Raw genomic sequence first — 22,423 nt, 5'->3', positions numbered from 1 at the left:
GGATGCTGCGACTTCAGAGGCGACGCCGGATCATCTCCCAGGCTTGTTGGTAGGCTAGCAGCCGCTCTTTGGCCAGGGCCCGTTCGGCGGAGGTGAGTTGCTGTTGCGCCAGCTTGTCCGGATGGCACTCGGAGACTTTTTTACGGTATGCGCGCTTGATGGTTGCCACAGGGTCCCGCCGTGTAACGCCCAATAGGGCGCAGGCCTGCTCGAGGTTGACTGGCGTGGACGGCGCGTTGCTGATGTCACCCCATACCCGGCTGGCGTAACTGTCGAAAATGTCTTCGCTGATGCTGACCGGCATGCCAATGTGGTCAATCGTATCCTCGCAGCGGTAGCGGCGGGGTTTGCCTGGTCGACCTTTGAGTTGGGCGGCATGGCACAGGCAAATGGCCATTTTCAACGCAGGGGCTGGCCAGACGCGATGGCTGAGTCTGAGTGTCAGCCCGGTAAGCGGAGGCAGCGTTTCCGATGCTTTGCCTTGCTGGAAGCTGCTGATGGCCTTGCGTCTTTGGCGCTTGGACAGCCTTAGCGCTGTAATAAGGTTTTCTGCAAACCCTATGTCCTGCTCCGAAACTCGACCCTCCGATTTCGCAATGTAACCCAGAAAGAAAAACAGAGGGCGCCGGCACCAGCGGGGCAGGCTGGTTTTGCCAATCAGAGTGTGCGCCTGGTGGCTGGATGCTGAAAGCTTGTGCAGCAGGGTAGAAAATTCAGCTTCCATTCGCGGCGGCAGGGCGGGTTGCGCTGAATGAGTTCCCATCGGGCTATGGCTCCTGAGCGGCCAGTTGCTGATCCAGCGCCCGCAATCGCTCAGGTGTTCCAACATCAACCCAGCTGCCAAGGTGGTGCAGGCCGGCTACCCGGCTTTTAGCCATAGCTGCCCGCAAGACGGGCCCGAGTTTTCCGGCCTGATCCGTCAGCCCCTCAAACAACCTTCGGTGAAGAAGGCTGATGCCGGTAAAGGTCAGCTTCTCGCCTTCTTTGCCAACACATTCTTCGGAAAGCAGGCCGTTGTCGTTCAGGCAAAAATCACCTTTTCGATGATGCACCGGGTTGTCTGCCATCACCAGAATTGCGTCGAGAGACGCTTGTTCACCCGAGGCTGGTGGCTGTAACCGGGTCAGGTCAAAGTCGGCCCAGATGTCGCCATTGATAACCATAAACCACTGGGTGTCGTCGGATGCGAGTAGCGGCAAGGCGCGGACAATGCCGCCGGCAGTTTCCAATGGTTCGCCTTCCCGTGAGTAATGCAGCGATAAACCGAACCGACCACCGTCGCCCAGGGTGTACTCAATTTGCTCGCCGAGCCAGGCATGGTTGATGACCACATCCCGGAAACCGGCACGGTGCAGATGCTCGAGATGGTGTTCAATGAGCGGTTTGCCGCCTGCACTGAGTAAGGGTTTTGGCGTGGTCAGGGTGAGTGGCCGCATGCGCTCTCCCTTGCCGGCTGCAAGAATCATCGCTTTCACTGAGTATGCTCCTGGGCCGGAATTGGGCCAATCAACTCTTCAATCCGCGGCACAGCAACTGCAGCCAGCCAGTCATGGAAATGCCTCAATGCAGGTTGCCGCTGGCTGGCGGTGAGCAGGTAGCCGACAGTGCGGGGAATGTCTTCAAGATAGCGAGTTTTGCCGTCACGCATGGCCAGGCGGGCAAAAATGCCTGCGGCTTTCAGGTGGCGCTGCATGCCCATCAATTCAAACCACTGGCGGAAAGTGTCCTGGTCTGCACGATGCAGTCCTGCTTGCTGGCTCTTTTTGCGGAAGCTTTCCAGCCACTCACAAATACGCTCCTCAGGCCACTGGATGTAGCAGTCCTTGAGCAGTGACACTGCGTCGTAGGTTACCGGGCCGGATACGGCATCCTGAAAATCAATTACACCAGGGCGAGTGTGCTGTTCTCGCACCAGCAGATTTCGGGAGTGGTAATCCCGGTGTACGGTGACCTCCGGTTGGGCCAGAGCGCTCTCGCGGAGCAGTGCAAAGGTGGTGTCGAGCATGGATTTCTCAACATTATCGAGCGTCAGCCCGAGGTAGCCTTCCAGCAACCAGTCCCGGAATAGAGCCATTTCGCGGTTCAGCAGTGCTGCATTATAGGCTGGCAGAGGGTGGTGGGGTTGTGGGGGGATTTGCTGGATACGAACAAGCTCGTCCAGAGCGCCCTGATAAAGAGAGTTTGCTGTATCCGGGGTTAGCTGGCCCAGCATTAACCTGTCGCCAAAGTCCTCCAGCAAGAGAAAGCCGCGCACCGGGTCGGCTTCGAATATCCGGGGAACTGCAATTCCGGACTGACGCCAATACCTGCCGATGAGCACGAAGGGTCCACAGTCCTCCAGCTCGGGGGGTGAATCCATAACAATAAATGGGGTTTGGTTGCCGTTCGCCTCCGTTTTGCAGACCCGAAAGTAGCGCCGGAAACTGGCATCGCCGGAAACGGGTTGGGCTTCGGCGTTCTCAAAGCCGGGGAACTGGCTGACCCAGGCGGTCAGCATCTGCAGGCGGTTATCCATAGCTCGGGCTGTTATCCTGGAAAAGTGTGCATTGTAAACATAACGTTGGTTAGCCGGAGTTGCACCGATTAAAAGCGCTCTCCTGTCGGCTTCTTTGCATGGAGTATAAAGAGGGTAAGCCGGATTTGCAGCGGAGTTTCGTTTATCCGGTCCCGTTTCCGTTAACAAGCCTTCGGGGCACGTGTAAACTAGGCAGCTGTTGTTTGTGTTTAGGCGCTCTGTTGCACTATCCACACTCCTTCATGCACCTGGAACAGGAACCTCGCTACCGTGCCAATGTCCGACAGCTATCTGCAGGCGCAGAAAGGCACGTTGCAACGCCGGTTTGCGAGCCTGTTTGCCGGGTTTGCCCTGATGTCGGCTGCCAGTTTGTCTGCTGGCGCGGATACGCCATCTGCGGCCGAGCTGGATTGGCGCCCGAAAAGCCAGCTTCCCGATGCGGTCAGGGATTCATTGCCGGTATTTTGCTCCGGCGGGTACCTGCCTTCGGGCTTTGGCGAAGATGACTCGGCTGTTTTTGGTGAAAGCCCTGATGGCGCAGCGGCCCTGCAAGCCAGCGGCTTGAACGCCCGTTATGAAATAGATCGGGAACTCTATCTGCAGGGCGATGTCCAGGTGCGCCAGGGTAGCTTTCAGGTGACCGGCTCTGAGGCCCGGTATAGCCAGAGTGCTGGCCAGGTGTCGATTCAAGGCCCCTTGGTGAGCCGTGGTGACGGGTTTTTGTTGGCTGGTGAGCGCGCTGAATACAGCGTCGACTCCGGGCGATTTGATATCAATACCGCGACTTTTCTGCTGCATGGCCCGGAAATGCGGGGCAGTGCCGGAAGCCTTTCCCGGGTGGATGATTCCCGGGTAGAAATTCACGACGGCATGCTCACCACCTGCGGCCCGCAGCAAAATGACTGGGCGATTGTGGCCTCCGAAATCGAGCTGGATCAGGCAGAAGGTTTTGGAGCCGCCAAGCATGTTCGCCTGGAGGTTCTGGATGTTCCGGTGTTTTACTGGCCCTACGCCAGCTTCCCCATTGATGACCGCCGCAAAACCGGTTTTCTGTACCCGCAGTTTGGTTCCTCCAGCGCGGGCAGCGGCGCATTCATTGCCACGCCTTATTACTTGAATCTGGCACCTCATTACGATGCCACATTTACCCCCCAGTACATCCATGGACGTGGATTGTTTAACGAAGTGGAAGGCCGGTATCTCAGTGGACTGGGCGAGACCACTTTGCAGTTGGGGTATATAGATAACGATTCTGCCTACGCAGACGACAACCCTGCGGAGTCCGGTCAGCGTTGGGCTTTGGATGCTTCTACGCGGGCTGCGTTTGGCAGTGGTTGGAACGGCTATGGTGATTTTTCTGTAGTCAGTGATGAGGATTACCTGAGCGATCTCAACCGCAGCCTGGAAATTAATCAGGCCACGCACCTGCAGCGCAAAGGAGGCGTGCGCTATCAGGGGCAAAACCAGTATTTTGATGTGTATCTCAATGATTATCAGACCGTCAGCGACCGCATTGCCCAGGCAGACAGGCCCTATGCTCAGCTACCGGATGTGGTGTATGCCGGAACCGCCAAAGCCGGCGTGTTTGAGGCAGAGCTGGAAAGCCAGTACACCTGGTTCTATCGCGACAACGACACACTGACAGGGCTCGACAAAGCAAATGGCCAGCGCTTCCGTGCACGCCCGGAGCTGGCCCTGCCAATGCGCGCCCTCTGGGGTTTCAGTCGTCCATCGGTGAGTCTGGATTACACCCGCTACGAGCTGGAAGACTACAGCGCCGGCACGAATGGATTTGATCGTACGGTGCCTGTGGTGGAATGGGACAACGGCCTGTATTTTGATCGTCAGGCGAGCCTGTTTGATGTGCCCTACAACCAGACCCTTGAGCCCCGGTTGTATTACGCCTGGGCCGATGCAGAAGCAGATCAGAACTACATTCCGTCGTTTGATACGGCCTTGCAGACGTTTCGCTTTGAACAGCTGTTCCGTCCAGATCGATTTGTTGGGGGCGACCGTGTAGGGGAGGCTAATCAGTTGACGGTGGCGTTAACCAGCCGTTTCAACGATTTGCTTACCGGCGCCGAGCGGGCTCGTTTCAGCATTGGCCAGGTCCAGTACTTCGAGGATCGTGAGGTGACGCTGTTTGGTGAAGGCGGAAGTGATCGCAGCCGTTCGCCACTGGCGGGAGAGGTGGTGCTGAATCCCTTGCAGAATTTACAAATCCGGTCTTCCGGGTTGTGGGACCCTGAAACCGGAGATACAGAAGAAGGTCGCAGTCAGTTGATTTTCCATTCAGAGGACTACCGGTATCTGGCGAGTGTTGGCCACAGTTACAGCAAAGGCGAGCTGGATCAGTCTGATATTGCGGCGGTTCTCCCGGCAACAGACCGTGTTAGTCTGATCGGCCGCTGGGTGTACGATTCAGATCTGGATCGTACCGTCGGCTCTTTGGCCGGAATTGAGTACAACAATTGCTGCTGGAGTGTTCAGGTGGTTCACCAGAATTACCTGACAGATGATCAGCAGCTGGACAGCCGTATACTGTTCCAGTTTCAGCTAAAAGGCCTGGGTGGTAGTGGTGGGTCCTCTACGTCGATCTCCGAAGCTATATATGGGTTTGATGAGCGCGAGCGGCGCCGCTTCGGAACCCGCTGATTCGTTTTGCCCTGACGGTAACCGTGCCATTCCGGTACCCTGTCCGCAGGCTTATTTCTTCATTATGAGGTGATTATGAAGGCGACGATTCGCCAAGGTTTTCAGGCACTGCTGATGGTGTTTGCGGTGGTGCTGTCTTTTTCGGCTCACGCTGAGCGCAAATTGCTCGATCAGGTGGTCGCCATTGTGGATGACGACGTGGTTCTTCAGACTGAACTGGAAGCGCGGGTCAGCACCATTACTGGTCGCCTTGCGGCTCAAGGCACTGGCTTGCCGCCACGTCGCCTTCTTGAAGAGCGGGTTCTGGAACAGCTGATTACCGAGTCTGTCCAGTTGCAGATGGCCGACAAAATGGGCATGCGCATCAGTGATAACGAGCTGAACGAAACCCTCGTCAACATTGCCAAGAGTAACGGCATGAGCCTGTCTGAGTTTGAAAGCCAGCTGGCCGAGGAAGGCGTAAGCTACCGACAGGCCCGGGAACAGATTCGCCAGGAAATGCTCACAGGCCGCGTACAGCAGCGGCTGGTTGGTAACCGCGTTCGCGTGACCGACCGGGAAGTTGAGAACTATCTTCTGGCTTTGGAGTCTGGTGGTGGTAACGACGCTGAGTATCGCCTGGCCTACATATTTATCCAGCTGGATAACCCGGCTGACGATGCCGCAGTAGATGCCACTCGCGAGAAAGCTGAAGCGCTCCGTACCGCCATACTGAATGGACGTGATTTCCGTGAGGTGGCGGTGGCTGAATCCGATGCCAGCAATGCTCTTGAAGGTGGAGATATGGGTTGGCGCCCTGAAAGCCAGTTGCCATCACTGGTTGCGCCAGTTGTACCTGCGCTTGAAATTGGCCAGCCTTCGGAGGTTTTGGAGAACAACAGCGGCTTCCACATGGTTATGGTGATGGACAAGCGCGGTGGTGCCCAGAAAAAGGTCATACAGCAAAATCGTGTGCGCCATATCCTGATTCGGCCTTCTGGAGCGGTCACCGAAGCGGAGGCGGAAGCTACCATTAGGGAGCTTTATCAGCAGTTGCAGGACGGTGCTGATTTTGCAGCCCTGGCACGGCAGTATTCTGACGACCCGGTTTCCGGATCTGACGGTGGTAATCTGGACTGGGTGAGCCCAGGGCAGATGGTGCCAGCATTTGAGCAAGCCATGCAGGAAGCCGAAGTCGGTGAGATCAAAGGACCGTTCCGTTCCCAGTTTGGTTGGCACATCCTTCTGGTTGAAGAGCGTCGCCAGAAAGACATCAGTGTTGATGTGAAACAGGCGGAAGCGCGCCAGGCTATCTATCGCCGCAAGTTCGACTCCGAGTTGCAAAACTGGCTGAGGGAAATCCGGGATGAAGCCTTTGTTGAACTTAAAGGTGAGTATGCAACCGACACTGTGGAAGACGAACCAAGTGACTCTCAGGATTCTTCAGAATAATGAGTGATGAGATTGTTCTGGCGCTCACGGCGGGTGAGCCTGCCGGCATAGGCCCCGAGCTATGTCTGCAACTGGCGGCAGCTCAACGTGACGCAGGTGTGGTAGTTATCGCCAGCCAGCCGCTGCTGGAGGCTCGGGCCCAGCTTCTGGGCATCAACGTCAAACTGCACCTCTGGCAACCCGGCATGATGCCAAAAAAAGGTGCGGGAGAGCTTTCTGTTTTGCATGTTGAGGGCTGTGCATCGTTTCAGGCGGGCAAGCTGGATGTTGCCAACAGTCACTATGTGCTGGAAACCCTCAAAGTTGCGGCCAACGGCTGTCTTGCGGGTGATTTTGATGGCATGGTTACTGCGCCCGTTCACAAAGGCATCATCAACGAAGCCGGAATTGAGTTCAGTGGCCATACCGAATTCCTGCAAGAACTCTGTGGGGTTGAGCGAGTGGTCATGATGCTTGCCACAGAAGAGCTGCGAGTAGCGTTGGTAACAACTCACTTACCCTTGAAGGACGTATCTGCGGCGGTTACACCAGAGCGGATTACTCAAGTCACCAGGATTCTGAATGCCGATCTGAAAAAGTTTTTCGGCATTGAGAGGCCAAGAATTCTCGTTACCGGTCTGAACCCCCATGCCGGGGAAGGTGGCCATCTTGGTCGGGAAGAAATTGACGTTATTGAGCCAGCACTTGAGAAACTTCGCGCTGAAGGCATGCAGCTGATTGGTCCGCTACCGGCGGATACACTGTTCACACCGCACTGGCTTGATGATGCTGACGCAGCTTTGGCCATGTACCACGATCAGGGACTGCCTGTTCTCAAGTTTCAGGGTTTTGGGCGAGCTGTAAATATTACCCTGGGTTTGCCCATTGTGCGCACATCGGTAGATCACGGCACAGCGCTGGATCTCGCCGGTACAGGCAAGGCAGACTCCGGCAGTCTGTACACGGCTATCCGGGTGGGTGGGCAAATGGCTCGCTCCCTCAAGTCTGCGAATCGCAAAGCCCCCAACAAAGAGACATCTGAGTGAGTAAAAAAGCCGGCCATCAGGCCAGGAAACGGTTTGGCCAGAACTTCCTTCACGATCCGGGCATCATCGAGCGTATCATTCGGGCCATTCACCCAAAGCCGGATGATGCCATTGTTGAAATCGGCCCCGGCCTTGGTGCGATCACTGAGGAAATCCTGGCGGTTAATCCAAAACTGCAGGTTGTGGAGTTGGATCGAGACCTGATCCCTGTGCTGCGCACCAAGTTTTTCAACTACCCGGAATTTCGCATTCACGAAGCTGACGCACTGAAGTTCGATTTCAGCCAGCTTGTGGATGACAAGCCTCTGCGCATTATTGGCAATTTGCCCTATAACATCTCTACGCCGCTGATATTCCACCTTCTGGCGCAATCGGGTGTGGTGCAAGACATGCACTTCATGCTGCAGAAAGAAGTGGTGCAGCGGATGGCAGCGGTACCTGGTGATAATAATTATGGCCGGCTGGGCATCATGACCCAGTACTTCTGCAAGGTTCAGCCGTTGTTTGAAGTGGGTCCTGGTGCATTCCGGCCCGCTCCAAAAGTGGATTCCGCCATTGTACGGCTGGTTCCTCACAAGGAACTGCCGCATCCGGCCAAAGATCTGGTTACATTGCAGGCGGTTGTAAGAACTGCATTCAACGCTCGCCGGAAAACCTTGCGTAAGGCCTTGGCCGGCATGGTGACCCTGGAGCAGTTGCAGGCTCTGGGTATTAATGACGGCTTGCGGCCCGAAAACCTCAGCCTGGCAGATTACGTTAGCATTGCGGATTTGCTGGCAACTGAAAAAGGTAATGACCCAGCAGCTGTTCAAACTGGTGAAGCTGGCGCAGGAGACGTAAGCGGAGATAGCCATGACTGATTACGCCATAGGCGATATTCAGGGCTGCTATGACCGTTTGCAGGATGTCCTGGCCAAGGTGGGCTTTTCGCCTTCCCGTGACCGCCTCTGGGTGGCGGGAGATTTGATTAATCGTGGCCCATCCTCCCTTAAAACCCTGCGTTACATCGAGAGTCTTGGCGATTCTGCCGTGGTGGTTCTGGGTAATCACGACCTGCACCTTTTGGCAGTAGCGTTTGGCGGCCACGAGCCAAAGCGCAAGGACACGCTCAAGGGAATCCTGAAGGCGCCCGATCGCGATAAGCTCTTGGGGTGGCTACGACAGCAGAATCTGTGCGTGCATGATCCTGAGCGCAACCTCATCATGGCCCATGCGGGCGTGCCTCACATCTGGACTGTTGAACAAGCTTTGGCCAGCGCCCGGGAGGTGGAAGAGGTCATTCGTGGCGAGCACGCCAAGGAATATTTTGCGTTGATGTACGGGAATATTCCGGAAGGGTGGGACGCAAGCCTCACAGGCATGGATCGCTGGCGGGTGATAACCAATTACTTCACCCGGATGCGTTTTATTGCACAAGACGGCAGGCTTGAGCTCACCGCTAAAGAGTCCGTTGGCAGCGCGCCCGAGGGCTATGCCCCCTGGTTTGAATTTCCCCGCCCGGATGACTTGCGCGTGATCTTTGGCCATTGGGCCGCTATCGAAGGTGAGACAGGCAAAGACCGCTTTATAGGCCTGGATACTGGCTGCGTTTGGGGCGGAGCGCTCACCATGATGAACCTGGATACCGGAGAAAAAATCCACTGTGACTGTTGAAGCCTCAAAGCCACACACCTCGGGCCTTATGCGCCTGCCCATTATGATCGGTTCGTTTTTTGCCCTCACTGCGGTCATGGCTGGAGCATTTGGTGCCCATGGCCTGCGTAACCTGGTGAGCGAGCGCAGCCTGGAAGTCTTCCAAACGGCGGTTACCTATCAGATGTATCACGCCATTGCGCTGGTACTGGTTGCTTTGCTGGCAGGCTTTGGGCTTTCGCGGCGATGGCTCGGGCTGGCTGCTGGATTCTTTGTGGCAGGCATTCTGTTGTTCAGTGGCAGCTTGTATACACTGGTGCTGACCGAAATACGGTGGATTGGCCCGGTTACACCCATGGGCGGTGTATGTTTTATGATCGGCTGGATATTGTTGCTGACCGCTGGCGTGGGCCAGCAAACGAATCAAGAGAGAGGTTAGGGGCGTTATGCAGGTTCAGGTAAATGGCGAAGCCATGGTGCTCACAAAAGGCGCCACCGTTTCATCATTGTTAGAAGAAATGGCACTGACAGGTAAGCGACTGGCGGTGGAAGTAAACGAGGACATAGTGCCTCGCAGCCAGCACGTCGAGTTTACCCTCAATGATGGAGACCGCGTTGAGGTGGTACACGCCATAGGGGGCGGTTAATCCCCATTTAGCCAGGCTGGCTCCTGGCTGTGTTATGCATGTTCAAGAGATTACATCCTTACGTTTTACCAATCCGGAAACACTATGACCGACACACCAGAAATCCTGTTGCCCGAAGATAAACCGCTTGAAATTGCTGGTCGCGTTTATCAGTCGCGGCTGCTGGTTGGCACCGGCAAATACCGTGACCTGGCGGAAACAGGCCGTGCCATCGAAGCGAGTGGTGCTGAAATTGTGACTGTGGCGGTTCGCCGCACAAACCTGGGCCAGAATCCGGATGAGCCTAATCTTCTGGATGTGATTTCCCCGGACCGCTACACCATCCTGCCCAACACGGCAGGCTGTTATACCGCCAAAGACGCAGTGCGCACCTGCAAGCTGGCGCGGGAACTTCTAGACGGTCGCGATCTGGTAAAACTGGAAGTGCTGGGCGAACACAAAACCCTGTACCCGAACATGCCGGAAACCCTGGCGGCCGCGGAAGAGCTGATTAAAGACGGCTTCAAAGTGATGGTTTACTGCTCAGACGACCCCTTGCTGGCCACGATTCTTGAGGAAATGGGCTGTATTGCCGTAATGCCTCTGGGCGCACCTATTGGCTCCGGGTTGGGCATTCAGAACCGTTACAACATCCGGTTGATCGTCGAAAATGCCAAGGTTCCAGTGTTGGTGGATGCGGGCGTAGGCACAGCCTCCGATGCCACCATCGCCATGGAACTGGGTTGCGACGGCGTATTGATGAATACCGCCATCGCGCAGGCCAAAGACCCAATCAGAATGGCCAACGCCATGCGTTTGGCCATTGAAGCGGGCCGTGAAGCCTATCTGGCAGGGCGGATGCCCAAAAAGCTCTACGCGAGCGCATCCTCGCCCCTTGATGGCACTTTCTTTTAATATCGATTCTGATTAAGAGCGCTGCAGTATGGTCATAACCGATCAGAAGCCCAGCCGCCGGGAGGCAATTCTCCAGGCCCTTCTGGAACTCCTTGAGAACGACCCGGGAGCCAGGCTTACCACCTCTGTGCTCGCCAAGTCCGTTGGTGTAACAGAGGCGGCGCTGTACCGCCACTTTCCCAGCAAGCGGAAGATGTTTGAAGCGCTTCTGGAGTTTGCGGAGGAAGCGGTATTCTCCCGCTGCCAGGTAATCCTGCAGGAGCAGGAAGATGTGCGCGTGCGTTTGCAGCAGTTAGCCCATCTGGTTTTGGTATTCGCCGAGCGTAATCCAGGCTTGTGTTGTGTGCTGACGGGCGATGCTTTGGTTGGCGAAAACGAGGCGCTGCGCAAGCGTGCTTCCCAGTTTTTCGAGCGCCTGGAAACCCAGGTTCGGCAAACCCTGAAAGAAGGCGACATCCGTCAGGGCTTGCGGCCGCGTACCAGTGCGACTCGGGGTGCGGATTTTGTTCTGGTGTTTATGGAAGGCCGAATTCAGCGGTTTATCCGCTCATCGTTTTCTCGTTTGCCCACGGCTGAGTTTGACGAGAGTTGGGAGTTGGTTGCTGAAGCTGTTTGGCCCAAGCCTCACTCATACCCGGAAGCAGACCGAAGAATCTGACGTATGGGCTCCCAGATGGCAGGCGCCGAAATCAGAATGTCACGGCCCCAAAGGTCTGCCGGGTAACCCTCAGGCACTTCGCTGAAGTGGCCGGCTGTGGCACCAGCCTCGAGGGCGATCAGGCGCGCAGCGGCGAAATCCCAGGGGCTGACGTTTTCGTAGTAGATATCCAGTCTGCCGCAGGCTACCCAGCAAATATCCAGGGCGGCAGAACCGATTCGGCGCAGGTCGCGGCATTCATGGATCATTGCGTTCAGGCGGTTAACCAGTGGGGCCAGGTTGTCTTTGGTGTAAGGGAAGCCAGTTGCAAAGAGTGAGTCTCTGGGAACCGTTGCACCGCTATTGTGAATAGGATTACCGTTGAGCGTGGCGCCGTCGCCGCGGGTGGCGCGGAAGGTTTCGCCGGGGAAGGGTGCATGTACCACGCCGGCTTGCACGCGGCCGTTTTCTGCGTAGGCAATGGACACGGCAACCTGCGGATGGCCGTAGGCGTAGTTTACGGTGCCGTCAATCGGGTCAACGATCCAAAGAGGTGTTTCGAGGTTCTCGGCCTGGCTGAGGTCCGGAGTGTTTTCCTCAGACAGAATACGATGATCCGGGAAGCGTTTCTGAATGGCGCTGGTGATGAATTCATCGGCCATTATATCGGCATGGGTCACCAATTCAGCTTCGTATTTGTATTCAGTGCGGAGGGTGGTTTTATCACGCTCCCTGCGAATCAACTCTCCGGCTTCAGTAGCCAGATCTTCTGCGAAATCGGTAATGTCCCGCAGGGAAACAGAATCAGACATGGCGCCCCCTTTAAACCTTCTCTGAAGAGTGAGAGCGCCAGTCTACCACGGCTGGATCAGAGGCTGTTCAGCCAGGCTTCCATCTTGTCCATAGCCTTCACCAGGCGTGGGCACGCCTTTTCGATAAAGTCGTTGCCCAACTCCTGACCTGTCTGGTCTTCACCGGCCAGTTGCAAGGCGTCAGCACCGTCAAAATCAACGAACGCCAAGCGCGCGCCCAAGTGGTCGGGTGCAAACCCGAAGTCGCTGGCAGGCAGAATGGCGACACCGGTGTTCTCCAGTAAAGACTGGCAAAACGCCTGGCTGGTCTTGATGTCTTTTCTTGCAAGCTCGTCCCGGAAGTTGGAGAAGTCCGGGAATACATAGAATGCACCTTCGGGCTTTTGCACAACCGCGCCCATGGCGCTCAGGCGGGAGTGCATGTACTCACCAACCACCTTAAGCACACGGCGGGATTGCTTGAGGTACTCCTCAATGTCATCACCACCGTCAAAAGCAGCGATGGCAGCGTACTGTGTGGGTGCGCTGGTGGAGGTGTAGGTTTCGCTGGCGATGATGGCCATGGCGTCCTGCAGGGCACGCAATTCCTTCGGGAAAATGAAAGTACCCAGTCGCCAGCCGCCTGCGCCCGCCCACTTGCTCAGCCCGGTGCTGATGATGGTGCCTTCCGGGTAGTAGCGGGCGATGGACTTGTGCTTTCCATCAAACTGCACTTCACCATAGATCTCGTCGGAGAGCAGGATTAGCCGGTACTTTCTGGCCACATTGGCAATGGCCAGCAGCTGGTCGTCCGTGTAAGTACAACCGGTTGGGTTGGACGGGTAGTTGAGTATCAGAATGCGCGGACGAGAGGCATCGTCCCGGCAAATGATGTCCAGCTCTTCAGCGGTCAGCTGCCAGTTGTTTTCGGCATGGGTGGGCAGCCAGTGTACTGAACGGCCAATAATGCGTGCCTGGGGCGCATAGGAAACCCAGCTTGGGCGTGGGATAAGCAGGTCGCCGTAGTAGGCCAGCTGCAGAATAAACAGCAGCTCCTTGGAGCCAGGGCCGATCAGAACATCTTCCCAGGTGCACCGCATGCGCTCACTGCGGTTAATGTAACCGGCAATGGATTCACGCAGGCTTTTCAGGCCCTTGACCGGCAAGTAGTCTTTTTCGTGAGCATGGTCTTTAAGAGCATCCACCACGCGCTGGGGAACCGGGAAGGGCGATTGGCCCAGCCCAAGCTTGATGATGTCCTTGCCTTCGGCTTTGAGCTGGTTGCTCAGCTCGTTGATCCGAAGCGTGGCGGAAGGCTGAATGCCTCGAACGTTCAGGTTAATTGCAAAGCGCTGGTCGTTATGAATGTCCATTGTCTCTGTCTGTTGGTTGGGAGTGGCCCCGACAGTATAGGAAACCCAAACATATCTGTGAGCGCTATAAGGATAGGTGATTGCCGAAGTGTCACCTCGCTTGGCGGTCGCGAATCCATACCTCCACTCGCCCATTACGCAGTTGGCCGCTTTTTCCACCTGCCATGCCCACAGGCATATAGTGTCCGTAACCGGTGTAGCGGACATCCCGAACGCCGAAGTCAGCGAGTGCCTTGCGCACAGAAAGCGCCCGCAGTTCCGAGATCATCTGTGCACGTAACTCATCTGTTTGCTGGTCGGCAAAACCGATAAGCATCAGATCATTTGAGGTGAGGCCTTTCTTGCTGAGGAAGTCAGCAATTCGTTGTAAATCTCTCTGCGCCTTGTTGTCCAAAGTAGTCCGCCCCTCAGAGAAGCGGAAGTTGACTGTCAGTCGACTGTAATTCCGTGTTAACACTTTAAAGGTGGGAGGGGTTCTTTCAGCCAGGTCAGGTTTAACTGCAAGCGGGTTTTGGGAAACAAAGCCAGAGGTTGATACAAGGGCCTGACCTTCTTCACTCAACACGAACTCAACAAAGTCCTTCGCAATAGTCGAGGCGGAATTGCCATGGGTGTACATAAACAGGCGCCTGGAGAGCGGGTAGTCTTCACTGGCAACGGTTAGTCTGGAAGGTTTTAGTGCGGGCGCCTGGCCATCAGAAATCGCCAGCACTTTGCTATCGCGAACAGAAGCAAGCCCGGAAAAGCCAATGCCGCCGGGGTCGATGCTGACATCATCCGAGAGTTGGTCATTTGATTCATAACGCCGGGCAGAAGAGTGAAGGGAGTGCGGCTCGCTCAGAACCAGGCTTTTGAAGGTATCCCAAGTCCCGGAGCGACCATCCCGGGCGTACAGGTTGATGTGTCGGTTGGCGCCGCCGACCTCTGACCAGTTGCTGATTTTGCCCGAAAATATTCCGGCCAGAGTATTGATGTCCAGTTGATCGACTGGGTTTGACTGATGAACCAATACCGCGAGGCCGTCTATGGCAACCACATGCTCGCTACCGGAATCCCTCAGGTTGGTTTGCCCGGCCATTTTTTGCACCTCAGCCGGTTTGACGGGGCGGGAGGAGGCCCACACATCTGCTTTTCTTGCCTCCAGTGCTTTGAAACCAGTGCTGGAGCCATGGGCGGCTACCAGGATTCTCAGGGGCGTGCCGCTCTGATTTCCAATCAGGAGTTTCTCATTATCTTTGCCATTGGCAAGAATCCTTACCGGATCGCTACCACGATTTTTCAGGAAGCCTTCAACAAGCAGAGGGGCGAGTTCGGCGCCAATGGTATTGGAACCGTGAATCTGCATACCTTCGGCCTGGATTACAGGTGCATTGAATATCAAAAAAAGGCAGAACACGCCCAACAGGGCGCTCTGCAGATGGAGCGGGTGGTGTTGCAGCATCGTAAAACCTCATAACAACAGATAGTTAGCGTTGCGGGAAGAATGAGGCAGAATTATTACAGGGATGTTTCAGTGATGATCTGAGATGGTTTTAGATCGGGAACTGCAGTTATACAAGTCAGGAAAACCGGTGAGGGTCCAGTTCCATGTGCAGGATGCGCGGGCCAAGCATGACAATCCGGCCGCTGTAGCGCTCTTCACCCGTGGATGTGAAATCGAACAGGAAGCGCCGCCAAACGCGGAGTTGGCCCTGATCATCCCGCTTGAACCAGATCCCCCTGAGATAGATAGCATCATCAAGGAGCATCACGTCCATTGTTTTGCAGTAGCGGTGAGCAGCCTGTAGCACCGAGTCCTTAATGGCCTTGGCACGCCACCAGTACCAGATAGCAAAACCAGCTGTAAACAGCCAGAACAGTGTCCCAAGAGTCATAATAACAACACGATAGTGGCAGATTTCCGAAAGTGATAGCGGGTCGAGTTCCAGCCTACCTTAATTGTGGGTGTTTGGGGAATCACTATGGGGCGGACTGGCTGCAAACCTGCATTGGGAAATTGCTTGCGCCTGTAGAATGGTGAATCGTTGTTCATTTGGTTACTATTTACCATTACAAGGAAGTTCATCCAGCTTACATGCAACACGGAATGTTAAGCGGGCTGCTTCCCTCTAGAGTGAATAGTGCGCAGAAGAGAGCATTGCGGACTGAAGTACCAGGAGCATGAAGTTCATGCAAATTGAGCAGCCGCACGATTTCAGGGCATTGGTGGATCAGTATCCGCGCGCAATCATGATTGCTACCAAAGAGCCCAGAATTACCTACGTAAACCACATGTTCTACTCTGTCACTGGCTACCAGTCTGACGACGTGGTGGGCAAATCCCCTTCGGTTTTGAGTTCCGGGCTTCATACGCCAGAGTTCTACAGAGTTATGTGGCAGTCTCTTGCCAGTGACGGGCGTTGGGAAGGGCTGATCTGGAACCGGAAAAAGAACGGTGAAGACTACCCACAGTGGCTCAGTATTTACGCCATGGAAGACAACGGCCAGCATGTGTATGTCGGAATGTTTATGGATATGGGCGAGAGAGCAGGGGCAGATGAGCGCCTGGCCTCACTTGCCTATTATGACCCGCTTACGGAACTACCTAACCGCTCGTTATTCAAGGAGTTCCTGAACGCTCGCGTCAGCCAGCACATACGGGGTGAAGCCTGCTTCGCTGTTCTGTTTGTTAATCTCGATTTTTTCAAAATGATCAATAGCTTGCATGGCCACGAACGTGGCGACGGTGTGCTGAAACAGGCGGCAAGCTGCATCCAGAGTGTTGTGGGCAAGGATGACATAGTAGCCCGGCTTTCAGGTGATGAATTTGCCGTCATTGTGGAGCTTCAGCAATACAGCATGCTGCATGAGATATGCGAGCGCATGATTCAGGCGTTTCGTGCCCCCGTGATTGTTGGCGAGCGTGAGTGTTTCATCTCGGCATCTGCAGGGGCTGCGGTATATCCGGTACATGGTGAAAATGGTACAGAACTTCTGCAAAAGGCAGATCGTGCCATGCACATGGCCAAACTGGCAGGGCGCTCGTGTTATCGCATATACAGTGAAGAGGACGACGAGAAAGGCCGCCGTGAGCATGAGCTTTCTGAAGCTCTGACGGTTTCGCTTAAAACCGCATCTGACGAGTTTTATGTGGTTTACCAGCCACAGTACGACCTCTGCTCAGGGCAGGTTGTGGGAGTTGAGGCCTTGTTGCGCTGGGAACACCCGGCGTTCGGGTCTGTGTCCCCCGGCGATTTTATTCCGTTGGCGGAACGCCGTGGTCAGATTCATGAAATCACCCAGCAGCTGGTGCGCGGCATTATGGGGGATTTACGGGATGCACGCCCGGCGTTGCAGGGCAGGCCTGGCCTGGCAATCAACATATCTGCGCGCCAGATCACGGATGCCCGGTTGGGCTTAGCGATAGGCCCTTTATTTGATCGTATTCGTGAACTCGGCTGGCGCCCGGAAATAGAGATCACAGAGACCCATGTGATGAACCTTTCTGACCAATGCCTGGAAACACTGAGAGCGTTGCGTGAGCAGGGGGTCGGGATAGCGATTGATGATTTTGGAACCGGTTATTCATCGCTGGCGTATCTGCAAAACCTGCCAGTGCAAGTTCTCAAGATTGATCGCCAGTTCATTAGCAGTCTTGGTGGCCAAAGTGGTGGTTCACAGATTGTAACGGCGATTCTGGGAATAGCCGAGGCGCTAGATCTTGATGTGGTTGCAGAAGGTGTCGAAACCCAGGCGCAGTATGAGGAACTATGTGAGTTGAAGTGTCAGCGTGGGCAGGGCTTTTTGATGGCCCGGCCGCAGCGTTGGCAACAAGTACAAGACATAATTGCTGATCCCTATCGTAGTAGCCCTGCTTGAGCTTTAGCCAATACCGGCGCTTGGCCATTCTTCTCTTATAAAAGCCTTTCATAAAAAAACCCGGCTCACCGTTCAGTGAGCCGGGTTTTCCTACTTATCCGCTACCCGTCAGGACGTCACGGGCAGGGGTTTTGGATCACCATCCTGTTGGTCTTTACCTTCGTTGTGATCACGCGCCAGCAGAATGTAGAACGCTGGCAGCACGAAAACAGTGAACAGTGTGCCAATGCCCAGGCCGGCACAGATGGTCAGGCCGATAGCAAAGCGGCTTTCTGCGCCTGGGCCAGCGGCCAGCAACAGAGGCACCATGGCAAAGATCAACGCCAGCGAGGTCATGATGATTGGGCGCAAGCGAATGGCCGCTGCCTCAATAACAGCATCCGTTTTGTTCATGCCTTTGTCTTTCTGCAGCAGGTTGGCGAACTCTACAATAAGTATGCCGTTCTTGGAGACAACCCCGATCAGGGTAATCAAGCCTACCTGCGTATAGATATTCATGGTCGCAAAGCCAAGTACGATAAACGCCATTGCGCCGGCGATCGACATGGGAACCGAAACCAGGATGATGAACGGGTCGCGCCAGCTCTCAAACTGCGCCGCAAGCACCAGATAGATGACCAGTAGCGACAGGAAGAAAGTAACAACCAGTGCGCTGCCTTGAGTGGCCAGCTGTCGGCTTTGACCGGTGTAGTCGTAAGTGAAGCCCAGAGGGAACACTTCGTCAGCGGTTTGTTCCATGAAGTCCATGGCTGTACCCGCAGCGACACCTGGCATAACCACGCCCTGCAGAGTGAGGGAGTTCTGCTGGTTGAACTGTGTGCGGTTGGACGGCTCAACATCGTGGGTGAAGCTCACAACGCTGCCCAGTGGCACCAGATCGCCCTTGCCGGTACGAATGTAATAGTCGTTCAGCGCCTGCTCATCCAGGCGGAACTTCTGATCCACCTGCGGGATGACCTGATAGGAGCGGCCTTCCATGCTGAAACGGTTGATATAACCGCCACCCAGCATACTGGAAAGCGACTGCCCTACGTCCTGCATTGATAGCCCGAGATCGGCAACCCGGTCGCGATCCACGTTGATACGCGTAACCGGACGGTCGAAGTTGATGGATTTTTGCAGGAACATAAAGTTGCCGCTGGCCATTGCCTTGCCCAGCATCTCGTCGGCCACCTGGTCGAGCTGCTCATAGCTGCTACCTGTGGTGATCACGAACTGGAACGGCAAACCGCCACCAGATCCGGGAAGCGCGGGAGGCGCAAATGCTGCGGTTTGCAGTCCTGTTACTTTCTTGAGGGCAGCATCAAGCTGTGGCTGAACCTCAAACTGGCTCACGTCACGCTTGCTCCAAGGTTCCATTTTGAAACCACCGAATACGGCGTTGGGTGCGGTTATGCCCACGATCATAAAGTCTTCAGCATAACCCGGGGTCGCAGCCAGGCGGCCCTGTACTTCCTCACCATGCTCAAGCAAGTAGTCCAGCGTGGCTGTCTGGGGCCCAAGACCCTGGTAGAACAGAATGCCCTGATCTTCAGTGGGCGCCAGCTCGTTTTGGCTCATCATGGCCATGAAGTAGATGGAGCCCAGGACAATCAGTGCAAAGAACACCACAACGGATTTGGTTTCCATCAGAGAGCCAAGGGCCGACTTATAGCCAGAAGCAATGCCGTTAAACGTGCGTTCTACCAGTTTTTCAAACTTGCCGGGGTTGCCGTGGGGCTTGAGTACCATGCCAGAAAGCATGGGAGACAGCGTCAGGGCAACGATGCCTGAAACAACGACCGTGCCCGCAAGGGTGAAGGCGAATTCGGTAAACAGAGAGCCCACAAGGCCGCCCATGAACCCGATGGGTGCGTAAACGGCTACCAGGGTGGTGGTCATTGCAATGATTGGCACGGCCATCTCACGGGCACCGTGAAGTGCTGCCTCATACCGCGATTCACCCGCTTCAATATGCCTGTGTACGTTCTCTACCATGATGATGGCGTCGTCCACCACCAGGCCAATGGCCAGAACCATGGACAGTAATGTGAGCAGGTTCAGCGAGAACCCGAACATCAACATGATAAAGGCACCGCCAATCAACGACAGCGGCACGGCGACCGAAGGAACGATTGAAGCACGAATTGAGCCCAGGCAAAGGAAAACCACCACAAGCACAATACCCATGGCTTCAAGCAGGGTGCGGATGACCTCGTTTATGGAGTCTTCAATAAAGTCTGACGCGTCATAGGCCAGGCGCACATCCAAATCGCCTGGCAACTGGCTTTTGATTTCGGGGAGGTCGCCTTTAACCAAATCAGCCACGGTTAGCGGGTTGGCGCCGGGCGCCAGTTCGATAGCGACATAGGTTGCCGGCTGTCCTTTATACAGGGCCAGCGAGCTGTAGGTTTCTGATCCCAGCTCTACTCGGGCGATGTCCTGTAGGCGAATCTGGGTGTCATTAACCTGTTTGACCACCAGATTACGGAACTCGTTCGGGTCCGCCACATCTGTGTCACTGGTCATGCTGACTTCGGTATAGGTGCCCTTGGTGTTGCCAACAGCGGCCTGATAGTTGTTCGCGCGCAGCTTGGCGACCACTTCCTGGGGCGTCATGTCAACAGCTGCAAGGCGTTCCGGGTCGAGCCAGACCCTCAAAGCAAACTTACGGCCAAGGAGTTGTGCCTTACCTACGCCCGAGAGTGCCTGAAGCCTGGGTTGAACCACCCGGGTCAGGTAATCGGTAATCTGCGGTACGGCCATTTCCGAGCTGTAAAAGGCAATGTACATCAGGGCCGTGGAGTCACCGGTGGTAGAGGTAATAACCGGATCTTGGGCGTCTGCAGGAAGCACGTTACGCTGGCTGGCGACTTTTGCCTGAATTTCAGCAAGAGCTGCGTTGGCGTCGTAGTTCAACTCCATCTTGGCTTCAATGGTCGACACGCCCTGAGAGCTGGTAGAGGTCAGGTAGTCGATGCCGCTTGCTTCGGCGATTGCCTGTTGCAGCGGTGTGGTAATGAAGCCCTGGATGAGGTCTGAGCTGGCGCCAGGATAGGCTGTTGTAACCGTAACCGTTGTACTTTCGAGCTCCGGGTATTGCCGGATCTCCATTTCCATGGCGGCACGGGCACCGAGCAGCAGGATAAGTAGGCTAACCACCGTCGCCAATACGGGACGATGGATGAAAATGTCGGTGAATCGCATTACTCAGATGCCTCCTGCGGCTGCTTTTCCTGACTTTCGTCCTGAATCTTGACCTTCTGGCCTGCGCGGAGTCTCAGCAATCCTTTGGAAACTACTTTCTCGCCAGCTTCGAGGCCGGAGAGAATAGCCACATAGGTGTCTCGGGTTTGACCTGTGGAGACGCTGCGGCGATTGACCGTCAATTCACCTTCGTCATTTTCTTCAATAACAAATACGAAATCACCGTAGGTGTTGTAAGACACAGCTGTGCGGGGCACGGTAACCACTTCGTTATCGTTTGGCTGCAGGGTCTGAATGGTTGCAAACATGCCTGGCCGCAGCAGTTTCTGCGGATTGCTCAGGGTAGCGCGCACACGCACGGTGCGGGTTTCCGGATTCACCGAGGTATTGATGGCGCTGACCTTACCCTCAAATTCCTGTTCAGGAACTGCAGCAACGGTTGCGACAACAGAATAGCCTCGGGCAACACCCTGCAAGTTCTTTTCAGAGAGAGTGAAGTCGACGTAGATCGGGTCAAGCATGTTAATTTCGACAATCGGTGTGCCTGTGGGAATGTATTCGCCCTGGTCCACCATACGAATGCCCAGAGTACCGTTAAAGGGTGCTCTGATAATCTTCTTGCTCAGTTGCGCTTCAGCTTCATTTACACGTGCCGAAGCGGCATCAAAGTTCGCCTTGGATTCATCATACTGGGACTGTGACACGGCACGTTTTGGCAGCAGATCGGAGATGCGCTTGAACTCTTGCTCAGCCAACTGTGCTTCTGCACGGCGGGTGCGCACCGCTGCTTCATCAATTGCGGTGTTAAGGCGAATGAGTATATCGCCCTGTTTTACGACATCGCCAGACTCAAAGTTAATGGTTTCGATAACGCCCGGCATCTCATTCGCCACCTCTATGCCATTTACCGCCTTGATGCTGCCTACCGCTTTGATCGACGGTGTCCAGCTTTCAGTGCGGGCGACAGTTGCAGCGATTTCTGCAGGCGGTTGGGGTTTGGACAGCATTTCTCCCATTTGGCCGAACTGGTAAAACTTGTAGCCGAAGATGCCACCAAGCACCACGCCAAGGAAAATAATTGCGATCAGGAAGCGGGAAGCAGTGCGCATAATTCTGGTCCTGGAAATCTCTGTTTGGATGCGGGAAGGATTGATTCGCGACAAAACATAGCATGCTACAAAATTCCGCGTGCTGTTGTCACCGGTTTGTAGGTACTTTTGGCGAACATTGTCGTTACACTAGGTGCCAGAATTACGTTCTTTTAGCGGCAAGGGATCATTCATGCATTGGATATTGGGAATTGCGCTGGCGGCAGCCGTCTTTGTAATTCTGAAACAGTGGGGCAGATTGTCTGCGGAAAAGAAGAAAGCCGCAACCTGGAAGCTCGTACTTATTGTTGGCGGGGTGTTTCTGCTTGTAATGGTTTTAACCGGCCGGGTGCATGTGCTGACAGCCTCCGTTGCAGCACTGATCCCGCTGCTGCGTAAATTGCCCGAGCTTGCCCGTTTCTTTCCGGCGCTTAATCGCCTGTTTACCGGAAAGGATAGTGTCGGGCCAAATGCAGATCACGCCGGGGCCGGGCAAACGCCCGGTAATGGCATGACAGAGCGAGAGGCCTGCGAAATACTGGGTGTTACAACGGCTTGCTCAAAAGAGGATGTTGTTTTGGCGCACCGCCGCCTCATACAGAAGCTGCACCCGGATCGCGGCGGGAGCGATTATCTGGCCGCAAAAATCAACGAAGCCAAAAGTGTATTACTGCGTACCAGGGAGTGAAGG

The 22,423-nt window shown here is 55.2% G+C and carries 20 protein-coding genes; 11 read left to right on the top strand and 9 right to left on the bottom strand.

All coding sequences use genetic code 11. The features are described from left to right. Nucleotides 1-13: 13 nt before the first annotated feature. Genes FE848_RS07675 through FE848_RS07665 form a run of 3 tightly spaced genes read right to left on the bottom strand, consistent with a single transcriptional unit; the run spans nt 14 to nt 2,515 of the window. Complete coding sequence (locus FE848_RS07675) at nt 14-763, bottom strand: molecular chaperone DjlA (RefSeq protein WP_200202213.1); 750 nt, start codon at nt 761-763, stop codon at nt 14-16. Nucleotides 764-767: 4 nt separating this feature from the next. Then, complete coding sequence (murU, locus tag FE848_RS07670) at nt 768-1,475, bottom strand: N-acetylmuramate alpha-1-phosphate uridylyltransferase MurU (RefSeq protein WP_200202212.1); 708 nt, start codon at nt 1,473-1,475, stop codon at nt 768-770. Next, a complete protein-coding gene (locus FE848_RS07665) occupies nt 1,472-2,515 on the bottom strand; it encodes an aminoglycoside phosphotransferase family protein (RefSeq protein WP_200202211.1) in 1,044 nt (347 codons plus the stop codon). Before FE848_RS07665 ends, murU begins: the two co-directional genes overlap by 4 nt. Before the next feature lie 354 nt (nt 2,516-2,869). On the opposite strand from FE848_RS07665, the gene FE848_RS07660 reads away from it, so the two are divergent. The 9 genes from FE848_RS07660 (at nt 2,870) to slmA (ending at nt 11,457) form a co-directional block, all read left to right on the top strand. After that, nucleotides 2,870-5,170, top strand: a complete 2,301-nt coding sequence (locus tag FE848_RS07660) for an LPS-assembly protein LptD (RefSeq protein ID WP_200202461.1) — start codon at nt 2,870-2,872, stop codon at nt 5,168-5,170. A gap of 75 nt (nt 5,171-5,245) precedes the next feature. Next, a complete protein-coding gene (locus FE848_RS07655; RefSeq protein ID WP_200202210.1) occupies nt 5,246-6,601 on the top strand; it encodes a peptidylprolyl isomerase in 1,356 nt (451 codons plus the stop codon). Further along, nucleotides 6,601-7,626 (top strand): 4-hydroxythreonine-4-phosphate dehydrogenase PdxA, encoded by a 1,026-nt coding sequence (gene pdxA, locus FE848_RS07650; protein ID WP_200202209.1) that lies wholly within the window; start codon nt 6,601-6,603, stop codon nt 7,624-7,626. The genes FE848_RS07655 and pdxA overlap by 1 nt, the downstream gene beginning before the upstream one ends. After that, the gene (gene rsmA / locus FE848_RS07645; protein ID WP_310966526.1) at nt 7,623-8,486 is read left to right on the top strand and encodes a 16S rRNA (adenine(1518)-N(6)/adenine(1519)-N(6))-dimethyltransferase RsmA; all 864 of its coding nucleotides are present in this window, start codon (nt 7,623-7,625) and stop codon (nt 8,484-8,486) included. Before pdxA ends, rsmA begins: the two co-directional genes overlap by 4 nt. Beyond that, nucleotides 8,479-9,279, top strand: a complete 801-nt coding sequence (locus FE848_RS07640) for a symmetrical bis(5'-nucleosyl)-tetraphosphatase (protein ID WP_200202208.1) — start codon at nt 8,479-8,481, stop codon at nt 9,277-9,279. The genes rsmA and FE848_RS07640 overlap by 8 nt, the downstream gene beginning before the upstream one ends. A gap of 43 nt (nt 9,280-9,322) precedes the next feature. Then, nucleotides 9,323-9,697, top strand: a complete 375-nt coding sequence (locus FE848_RS07635) for a DUF423 domain-containing protein (RefSeq protein ID WP_200202460.1) — start codon at nt 9,323-9,325, stop codon at nt 9,695-9,697. Between the two features lie 7 nt (nt 9,698-9,704). Continuing rightward, nucleotides 9,705-9,905, top strand: a complete 201-nt coding sequence (gene thiS / locus FE848_RS07630) for a sulfur carrier protein ThiS (protein WP_200202207.1) — start codon at nt 9,705-9,707, stop codon at nt 9,903-9,905. A gap of 84 nt (nt 9,906-9,989) precedes the next feature. Then, the gene (locus tag FE848_RS07625) at nt 9,990-10,799 is read left to right on the top strand and encodes a thiazole synthase (RefSeq protein ID WP_200202206.1); all 810 of its coding nucleotides are present in this window, start codon (nt 9,990-9,992) and stop codon (nt 10,797-10,799) included. A 34-nt stretch (nt 10,800-10,833) separates the two neighbouring features. Then, nucleotides 10,834-11,457, top strand: coding sequence for a nucleoid occlusion factor SlmA (gene slmA / locus FE848_RS07620; RefSeq protein ID WP_200202459.1), 624 nt, complete (start codon nt 10,834-10,836; stop codon nt 11,455-11,457). Here the strand turns inward: slmA and FE848_RS07615 are convergent. The 4 genes from FE848_RS07615 to FE848_RS07600 form a co-directional block, all read right to left on the bottom strand. After that, nucleotides 11,424-12,248: an inositol monophosphatase family protein gene (locus FE848_RS07615; protein WP_200202205.1), complete on the bottom strand. Its 825-nt coding sequence runs from the start codon at nt 12,246-12,248 to the stop codon at nt 11,424-11,426. The genes slmA and FE848_RS07615 overlap by 34 nt on opposite strands. 56 nt (nt 12,249-12,304) lie before the next feature. Next, entirely contained in the window at nt 12,305-13,600 is a 1,296-nt protein-coding gene (locus FE848_RS07610) for a pyridoxal phosphate-dependent aminotransferase (protein WP_200202204.1), read from the bottom strand. Between the two features lie 91 nt (nt 13,601-13,691). After that, entirely contained in the window at nt 13,692-14,945 is a 1,254-nt protein-coding gene (locus tag FE848_RS07605) for a substrate-binding domain-containing protein (RefSeq protein ID WP_227715224.1), read from the bottom strand. 214 nt (nt 14,946-15,159) lie between these two features. Next, nucleotides 15,160-15,474, bottom strand: a complete 315-nt coding sequence (locus FE848_RS07600; RefSeq protein WP_200202202.1) for a DUF3301 domain-containing protein — start codon at nt 15,472-15,474, stop codon at nt 15,160-15,162. 295 nt (nt 15,475-15,769) lie between these two features. On the opposite strand from FE848_RS07600, the gene FE848_RS07595 reads away from it, so the two are divergent. After that, nucleotides 15,770-17,458, top strand: coding sequence for a putative bifunctional diguanylate cyclase/phosphodiesterase (locus FE848_RS07595; RefSeq protein ID WP_200202201.1), 1,689 nt, complete (start codon nt 15,770-15,772; stop codon nt 17,456-17,458). A 108-nt stretch (nt 17,459-17,566) separates the two neighbouring features. Here the strand turns inward: FE848_RS07595 and FE848_RS07590 are convergent, their stop codons facing one another. Together FE848_RS07590 and FE848_RS07585 are read right to left on the bottom strand one after the other, a co-directional pair. Continuing rightward, nucleotides 17,567-20,644, bottom strand: coding sequence for an efflux RND transporter permease subunit (locus FE848_RS07590; protein WP_200202200.1), 3,078 nt, complete (start codon nt 20,642-20,644; stop codon nt 17,567-17,569). After that, entirely contained in the window at nt 20,644-21,753 is a 1,110-nt protein-coding gene (locus tag FE848_RS07585) for an efflux RND transporter periplasmic adaptor subunit (protein WP_200202199.1), read from the bottom strand. Before FE848_RS07585 ends, FE848_RS07590 begins: the two co-directional genes overlap by 1 nt. A 172-nt stretch (nt 21,754-21,925) precedes the next feature. Between FE848_RS07585 and FE848_RS07580 the strand changes: the two genes are divergently transcribed. Further along, nucleotides 21,926-22,420 (top strand): molecular chaperone DnaJ, encoded by a 495-nt coding sequence (locus FE848_RS07580; RefSeq protein ID WP_200202198.1) that lies wholly within the window; start codon nt 21,926-21,928, stop codon nt 22,418-22,420. Nucleotides 22,421-22,423 lie beyond the last annotated feature (3 nt).

The sequence above is a fragment of the Marinobacter sp. 1-3A genome (genome assembly GCF_016597775.1).
Classification (GTDB): domain Bacteria; phylum Pseudomonadota; class Gammaproteobacteria; order Pseudomonadales; family Oleiphilaceae; genus Marinobacter; species Marinobacter xiaoshiensis.
Note: the sequence above shows the minus strand (reverse complement) of the source record. Positions and strands in the feature narration are given on the sequence as shown.